We start from the raw sequence: 9,261 nt of genomic DNA on the forward strand, positions 1-9,261 counted from the left end.
CGCTTGGTCAATCTGGCGACGCACCCATCAGGCCCAAGCAAAGCTCGCTCACATCAGGAGAAATACGCAACTGTAATGTTAGGATATTTTTAAGGATAAATTCCGAAGCTTGTTGAACACACAGGCAAATTGCTCAATCCCCGATACTTTCATAAAAGAGTCACGATTTGCAATGGTTGATGGGCAGCCTCGCCACATATCACCATGCGTCATCATGTGACCGCCCAGGCAAGGGAACCGCGGCATGGCGACGTATACCGGCACCGATGCGAATAATGTGATCAATGGCAGCTCCGGCGACGACACCATACTGGGCCTTGGCGGAGCGGATACGCTGCGTGGTCGCCCGGGCAACGACGTCATCGATGGTGGTGCCCGTTCGGATCAGATCGAGGGCGGCGACGGCAACGACATCATCGATGGTGGCGAGGGTTCGGATCAGATCGAGGGCGGCGACGGTGACGACGTCATCGATGGTGGCGAGGGCGACGACGGCATTCTCGGCGATGACGGCAATGACACGATCGGCGGCGGGACCGGTGCCGATGTTCTCGACGGCGGCCTTGGCAACGATGTCCTCACCGGCGGAGCCGGCGCGGATCTGATTGCCGGCGGCGAACTGACGCTGCCTGCCGACATCGCGGACCTCTACGATCCCGCCGAGGATACCGACACCGCTTCCTATGCCGGCTCGGCTTCGGCCGTGAGCATCGATCTCTCCGTCCGCCAGACGGTGGCGGGCGCCTGGGCCGGCTTTGCGGGCGGCGCCCCCATCACGATCACCAATGCCGTGATCGGCGCGGGCGGCGATGCCGAAGGCGACGTGCTGGTGGGGATCGAGAACCTGGAAGGCTCCGCCCATGACGACGTGCTGGGCGGCGATGACGGCATCAACACGCTGTCGGGCGGCGCCGGCGACGACCTGCTCCGTGGCGGCCTGGGCGCCGACACTCTTGACGGCGGCGATGGCACCGACACCGCCAGCTATGCCGGGCGCACCACAGCCATGGTCGCCGATCTCGCCACCGGCGCCAACACCGATGGCGACATCTTCATCGGCATCGAGAACCTGACCGGTGGCGCCGGCAACGACGATCTCGGCGGCGATGACGGCGCCAACACGCTCTCCGGCGGTGCCGGCGACGATCTTCTCCGAGGCGGGCTCGGCGCCGACACGCTCGACGGTGGCGATGGCACCGACACCGCCAGCGATGGCGACACCCTCACCAGCATCGAGAACCTGACCGGCGGCAGCGGCGCCGATATCCTGATCGGCGATGACAGCATCAACACGCTCTCGGGCGGCGACGGTGACGACGTGCTCCGTGGCGGCCTGGGGGCCGACACGCTCAATGGTGGTGACGGCGCTGACACCGCCGATTACGGCGACCGCATCACGACGGTGGTCGCCGATCTCGCCACCGGCGCCAACACCGATGGCGACATCTTCAACGGCATCGAGAACCTGACCGGTGGCAGCGGCAACGACGAGCTCGGCGGCGATGACGGCGCCAACACGCTCTCCGGCGGTGCCGGCGACGATCTTCTCCGAGGCGGGCTCGGCGCCGACACGCTCTTGGGTGGCGATGGCATCGACACCGCCAGCTATGCCGACACCACCACCGGCATCACCGCCGATCTCGATCAGGGAACCGCCAGCGACGGCGACACCCTCACCAGCATCGAGAACCTGACCGGCGGCAGCGGCGCTGATATCCTGATCGGCGATGATGGCGTCAACACGCTCTCAGGCGGCGCTGGCGACGACGTGCTCCGTGGTGGCCTGGGCACCGACACGCTCGATGGTGGTGACGGCATCGACATCGCAAGCTATGCCGACCGCAGTGACGGGTTCGAGGCAGCCCTCGGCGGCACCGGCCCCGATGGCGACACGCTGATCTCGATCGAGGGTCTGGAAGGTGGCGATGGCGATGACCGGCTGACCGGCACCAATGGCGCCGACATCCTGATCGGTGGCGCCGGCGACGATGTGCTCGACGGTGGCCTTGGCGCCGACCGGCTGGAGGGCGGCGCCGGCTTCGACATGGTCAGCTACGAAAGCCGCACCGACGATCTGACCGTGGAACTCGACGGCGAAAACCCCGATGGCGATCTGTTGACCGGGATCGAGGGCGTCATCGGCGGTTCGGGCGCAGACACCCTGATCGGCGATGCCGGAAACAACCGTCTCGAAGGGCGCGACGGGGACGATTATATCGCCGGCGCTGGGGGTGATGACGAACTGGCCGGCGGAAACGGGGATGACATCCTCGTCGGTGGTGCGGGCGCCGATGCCCTGATCGGTGGCAGCGGCTTCGACACGGCGGATTACACCACGGCGGCAAGCGGCGTGCATGTCGACCTGATCTCCGGCGGCTCTGCGGGCGACGCGGCCGGCGATCAGTATGACGGTATCGAGGCCGTCATCGGTTCCACTCATGCCGATATCATCGCCGGCAGCGACACCGCCGACACCATCGATGGCGGCGTCGGCAACGACACCCTGGAAGGACGCGATGGCGACGACCTTCTCCGCGGCGGCGCGGGCTCGGATATCCTCTCCGGCGGCCGCGGCGCCGACCGGCTGGAGGGTGGTGCCGGCGCCGACACCGCGAGCTATGCCGATGCGGCGGCCGGCGTCGCGGTCAGCCTGGTGTCCGGCGGCATCGGCACCGCGTCCGACGACGAGGCGACCGGCGATGTGCTGGTCGGCATCGAGCACCTCACCGGCAGCGCCCATGACGACCTGCTGATTGGCACCGCCGGCAACAACCGCCTGACCGGGGGCGCCGGCGACGATCTGCTTCAGGGCGGCCTCGGACTCGACACCCTCGATGGCGGCGACGGGATCGATCTGGCCGATTATGCCGATCGCACCGGGCCGGTGACGGTGAACCTTGCCACCGGCGCCAATCCGGATGGCGATGTCTTCATCTCGATCGAAGGCGCCCGGGGCGGCAGCGGCGATGACACGCTCACCGGCGATGCCGGCGACAACCGGCTCGACGGCGGTGATGGTGACGACATCCTCGCGGGTGGCGACGGCAACGACACCCTGGCGGGTGGCGCGGGCGCCGATACGATCGACGGGGGTGCAGGTTTCGACATCGCCGACTATGGCACCGACACCGGCGGGGTCACGGTGGATCTCGGCACCGGCACCAGTTCGGATGGCGACACGCTGACCGGCATCGAAGCCGTCAGCGGTGGCAGCGGCAACGACACCCTCACCGGCGACGCCCAGGCCAACACCCTCAGCGGCGGTGCCGGTGACGACATCCTTGATGGCGGTGCCGGTGCCGACAGTCTCGATGGCGGCGATGGCACCGATACCGTCAGCTATGCCGGCCATGGCGCCGGTGTGGTGGTCGATCTCGAAACCGGCGCCAATTCCGATGGCGACAGCCTGATCTCGATCGAGAACCTGACCGGCTCGGCCTTCGACGACGTCCTGACCGGCTCGACCGGTGCCAATGTCATCCGCGGCCTTGGCGGCAACGACCTGCTGGCGGGTGGGCTTGGAGACGACACCCTCGATGGTGGCGACGGCATCGACACCGCCAGCTATGCAGCCGCCGCTGCGGCCGTGACCGCCAGTCTCGCGACCGGCACGGCGACCACCGGCACCGATCAGGACAGCCTGATCTCGATCGAGAACCTGACCGGCTCCGATTTCGACGACAGCCTCACCGGCGATGCCGGGGCAAACAGCTTCACCGGTGGCCTTGGCAGCGACGCCATCGACGGCGGCGACGGCATCGACACCGTCAGCTATGCCACGGCCGCCGCCGGCGTTGCCGTCGACCTCGCGGCCGGCACCGCCGACGACGGCTCAGGTGGCACCGACAGCCTGACGGCGATCGAGAACGCCACCGGCTCGGCCTTCGACGACACCCTCACCGGCGACGCCCAGTCCAACACCCTCAGCGGCGGTGACGGTGACGACACCTTCGACGGCGGCGCCGGTGCCGACAGTCTCGATGGCGGCGATGGCACCGACACCGTCAGCTATGCCGGCCATGACGCCGGTGTGGTGGTCGATCTCGAAACCGGCGCCAATTCCGATGGCGACAGCCTGATCTCGATCGAGAACCTGACCGGCACGGCGTTCGATGACGTCCTCACCGGCGACGCCCAGGCCAATACCGTCAGCGGTGGTGCCGGTGACGACACCCTCGACGGCGGCGCCGGTGCCGACAGTCTCGATGGCGGTGATGGCACCGACACCGTCAGCTATGCCGGCCATGGCGCCGGTGTCGTGGTCGATCTCGAAACCGGCGCCAATCCCGATGGCGACAGCCTGATCTCGANGTGGTCGATCTCGAAACCGGCGCCAATCCCGATGGCGACAGCCTGATCTCGATCGAGAACCTGACCGGCTCGGCCTTCGACGACGTCCTCACCGGCACGGCCGGCGCCAATGTCATCCGCGGCCTTGGCGGCAACGACCTGCTGGCCGGCGGCGCCGGCGACGACACGCTCGATGGCGGCGACGGCACCGACACCGCCAGCTATGCCGCCGCCGCAGGCGCTGTCACCGCCGATCTGTCCTCCGGTCTCGCCACCGGCACCGACGGCACCGACACGCTGACCGCGATCGAAAACGTCACTGGCTCGGCATTCAATGACACACTCACCGGCGACAACGGCGCCAACACCATCGCGGCCGGCGCGGGCGACGATCTGCTTGCCGGCGGCCTTGGAGACGACACGCTCGATGGCGGCGATGGCACCGACACCGTCGGCTATGCCACAGCCACTGGCGCTGTGACCGCGAACCTCGCCACCGGTCTCGCCACCGGCGCCGATGGCACCGACACGCTGACTGCGATCGAGAACCTCACCGGCTCGGCCTTCAACGACACCCTCACCGGCGATGCCGGGGCAAATACCATCGAAGGCGGCGCGGGTGATGACCTGCTTGCCGGCGGTCTCGGCGACGACACCCTTAACGGCGGTGACGGCACCGACACCGTCAGCTATGCCACAGCCGCAGGCGCTGTGACCGCCGATCTGTCCTCCGGTCTCGCCACGGGTGCCGACGGCACCGACACACTGGCGGCGATCGAAAACGTCACCGGCTCGGCCTTCAACGACACGCTCACCGGTGATGCCGAGGCAAATACCATTGAAGGTGGCGCGGGTGACGACCTGATCGCGGGCGGCCTTGGCGACGACACGCTCGACGGCGGCGACGGCACAGACACGGTCAGCTATGCCGCCGCCGCTGGCGCCGTCTCCGCTGACCTTGCCACCGGTCTCACGACCGGTGCCGACGGCACAGACACCTTGGCGGCGATCGAGAACCTCACCGGCTCGGCCTTCGACGACACGCTCACCGGCGATGCCGGCGCCAATACCATTGAAGGTGGCGCGGGCGACGACCTGATCGCGGGCGGCCTTGGCGACGACACCCTTAACGGCGGCGACGGCACCGACACCGTCAGCTATGCCGCCGCCGCTGGCGCTGTGACCGCGAACCTCGCCACCGGTCTCGCCACGGGTGCCGATGGCACCGACACGCTGACCGCGATCGAAAACCTCACCGGCTCGGCCTTCAACGACGCGCTCACCGGTGATGCCGGGGCAAACACGATTGACGGCGGCGCGGGCGACGACCTGCTTGCCGGCGGTCTTGGGGACGACGCCCTCGATGGCGGCGATGGCACCGACACGGTCAGCTATGCTGCGGCAGCCGCAGCGGTTTTCGTGAACCTCGGCACCGGCTCTGCCTCAGGCGGCGACGGCACCGACACCCTGATCGCGATCGAGAACGTCACCGGCTCGGCTTTTGATGATCTGATCGCCGGCTCGGAGGGCGCGAATGCCATTGATGGCGGCGCCGGCATCGATACGGTGACCTATGCAGACGCCAGCGCCGGGATGCGCATCGATCTCGCCACCGGCAAGGCGGGGCATGGCACCTTTCTGGGCTTCACGGACGGCGCGCCAATCGATCAGATCTCGAATGTCGAAGCGGTGATCGGCAGCGCCTATAACGACGTCATTCTGTCGATCGCGGGCGCCAGCATTGATGGTGCTGCCGGCAACGACATTCTGGTGAGTTCGGCCGGCAGCGAGGCCATGACCGGCGGCGACGGGATCGACGGGGTCTATTACGGCGATGCCGCAGGCGGCGTGACGGTCGACCTCGCCCTCGGCACCGGTATGACCGGCGAAGCGGCCGGCGACACCTACGACACCATCGAGAACGTCTATGGCAGCCAGTTCGACGACATTCTGACCGGCAATGATGACGCCAACATCCTGGTCGGCTATACCGGCGGCGACCAGCTCAGCGGCGGCCTTGGCGACGACACCCTCTATGGCGGCGCCGGTGCCGACCACATCGACGGCGGCGACGGCATCGACACATTCTCGGCAAGCGATGCCGAGACCGGGATGACGATCGACCTCGCCGCCGGCACCACCTCGGACCAGGACGTTCTGATCTCGATCGAGAACGCCACCGGTGGCAGCCATGACGACACGATCATTGGCGATGACGGCGATAACCGCCTGAGCGGCAACGCCGGCAACGACCGGCTGATCGGCGGGTTGGGCGCCGACGTGCTCGTGGGCGGCGATGGCTTCGACTACGCCAGCTATGAAGACCGCACCACCGGCATCACGGTCAATCTCGGCGCAACCGAGGGTAACGAGGATCGGTTCTCGTCCATCGAAGGTCTGATCGGCGGCAGCGGTGACGACATTCTGAACGGCACCAGCATCGCCAACATCTTCGAAGACGGCGATGGCGACGACCGGCTGGCCGGCGGCGATGGCGACGACATCCTGCGCGGTGGCACCGGCGACGACCTGCTGCGCGGCGGCAATGGGGCCGATCGTCTGGAAGGCGGCAGCGGCAGTGACACCGCGAGCTATGTCGAGCAGGGCGGCAACCTGATCATCGACCTCGTGGCGGGCACCAGCAGCCAGGGTGACCAACTGGTCGACATCGAGAACGTGATCGGCGGCCAGTCGGGCGACATGATCATCAGTGCGATCGGCGCCAATGTCATCGACGGCCATACCGGCAGCGACACGGTCAGCTATGAAGCCTTCACCTCAGGCGTCACCATCGACATCGGCGGTGTGAACTCCGACGGCGATACCCTGATCTCGATCGAGAATCTGATCGGCGGCAGCGGCAACGACACGCTCAGTGGCGACGGCGGAGCCAACACGCTCGACGGCCGGGATGGCGACGACCTGCTCGCCGGTGGTGAAGGCACCGATACCTTGATCGGCGGCACCGGCGACGATGTGCTTCGCGGTGGCCATGGCGCCGACACCCTCGACGGCGGCGACGGTTTCGACATCGCCAGCTATCAGGAACAGTGGACCGGCCAGACCATCGACCTCGCCACCGGCACCAACACCCATGGTGACACGCTGATCTCGATCGAAGGCGTGATCGGCGGCAGCGGCGGCGACACCATCACCGGCGATGCCGGCCATAACCTGCTGATCGGCGGCGCCGGCAACGACCTGCTTGTCGGCGGCCAGGGCGACGACACCCTTGATGGCGGCGACGGCACGGATACGGTCAGCTATGCCGCGGCGGCGGCGGCGGTCACCGTGAACCTTGGCGCGGGCACCGCCCTCGGCGAGGGGAGCGACACGCTGACCTCGATCGAGAATGTCATCGGGTCGGTGTTTGATGACGTCATCACCGGATCGGATGGCGCGAACGTCATCGATGGCGGGGATGGGTTCGATACCCTCTCCTACCAGAATGCCACCGCTGGCATGCACATCAACCTCGTCACCGGACAGGCGGGGCATGGGGACGCCTACGGCATCACCGCCGGCGCGGTGATCGACACGATCTCCAATGTCGAGAGGATTGTAGGCGGCGCATACAACGACGCAGTTGTCAGCGCGGGTGGAACCAGTTTCGACGGTGGTGACGGCAATGACATCTTCTTTGCCGCAATCGGTGCCGATACTTTCGCCGGCGGCGAAGGCAGAGATACGGTCGTCTTCGGCTCAATGACCGACACCAGCATCACCGAGGGTGTCGACATTGATCTCTCCACCGGCACCTTTCTCGGCGCGCTGGCCGCGGGCGACAGCTATGCCTCAATCGAGCGCTTCGCTGGCACCATTGCCGATGACCGGATGATCGGCGGCGACGGCGACGACTTCCTTCAGGATCACTTCCTGTACACGTCGATGAACACCGGCAATGACCATCTGGAAGGCCGCGGTGGCAACGACAACTTGGCCGGTCTCAGCGGCGACGACGTCATGCTCGGCGGCGACGGCGATGACCGTCTGCACGATGCCGGCGGCACTGACCTGATCGACGGTGGCGATGGCAATGACACGCTACGCTACCTGGAGATGGACGTCGTCGTCGATCTCGCCACCGGGGAGAACGATCGGAACGATACGCTGATCTCGATCGAGAACCTCGAAGGCTACACCGGAGCCGATACTTTCTTTGGTGATGCCGGTGTTAACATCCTCAGCGGCATGGCTGGCAACGACATCCTCAAAGGCCGCGGCGGCGCCGACACGCTCGATGGCGGCGCCGGCATCGACACCGCCAGCTATGAGGATGCGACAGGCGCCATCGCGGTCGATCTGGACCTGGGGACGGCATCGGATGGCGATACCCTGATCTCGATCGAGAATGTGACGGGTTCGGCCTTCGACGACACCCTCTCCGGCACGGCTGGCGCCAACACCATGCGCGGCCTTGATGGCGACGACCTGCTCGCCGGCGGCCAGGGCGACGACACCCTCGATGGCGGCGACGGCACGGATACGGTCAGCTATGCCGCGGCGGCGGCGGCGGTCACCGTGAACCTCGGCGCCGGCACGGCCAGCGGTGAGGGGAGCGATACGCTGGCCTCGATCGAGAATGTCACCGGGTCGGCGTTTGATGACACAGTCACCGGCAGTGACGGCATCAACCTCATCGAAGGTGGTGCTGGTGACGATACCATCCTCCGCAGCGATGGGGCGGACATCATCGATGGCGGGGATGGGTTCGACACATTGAGTTATGCAGATGCGACGGACAGTGTCGTGTTCGACATGATCGCCGGAACAGCGGGCTATGGTATTCCATGGACAAGTGAATATATTACGACAGATATCGATCAATTCTCCAGCATCGAAAAGATTATCGGGAGTAATTTCGATGATCAGGTTATTGCATCGGACCAAGGAGCCTGTTGCAGAATGGGCTCCAACCCTGTCGATGTCCGCTTGCCCCCGCGCTGCGGGGCTGATTCCCTCGGGTGAGGT

At 66.5% G+C, this 9,261-nt stretch carries 2 protein-coding genes; both read left to right on the forward strand.

What is annotated here, in order from left to right:
- Positions 1 to 244: 244 nt before the first annotated feature.
- On the forward strand, positions 245 to 4,357 hold the full coding sequence (locus IEW15_RS24290; RefSeq protein ID WP_188582942.1) for a beta strand repeat-containing protein: 4,113 nt from the start codon (positions 245 to 247) through the stop codon (positions 4,355 to 4,357).
- Positions 4,312 to 9,258 carry a beta strand repeat-containing protein gene (locus IEW15_RS24295; RefSeq protein WP_188582945.1) on the forward strand — a complete coding sequence of 1,649 codons (4,947 nt, stop codon included), beginning with the start codon at positions 4,312 to 4,314 and terminating at the stop codon, positions 9,256 to 9,258. Before IEW15_RS24290 ends, IEW15_RS24295 begins: the two co-directional genes overlap by 46 nt.
- Positions 9,259 to 9,261: the final 3 nt, after the last annotated feature.

The organism is Tistrella bauzanensis, from assembly GCF_014636235.1.
Classification (GTDB): Bacteria; Pseudomonadota; Alphaproteobacteria; order Tistrellales; family Tistrellaceae; genus Tistrella; species Tistrella bauzanensis.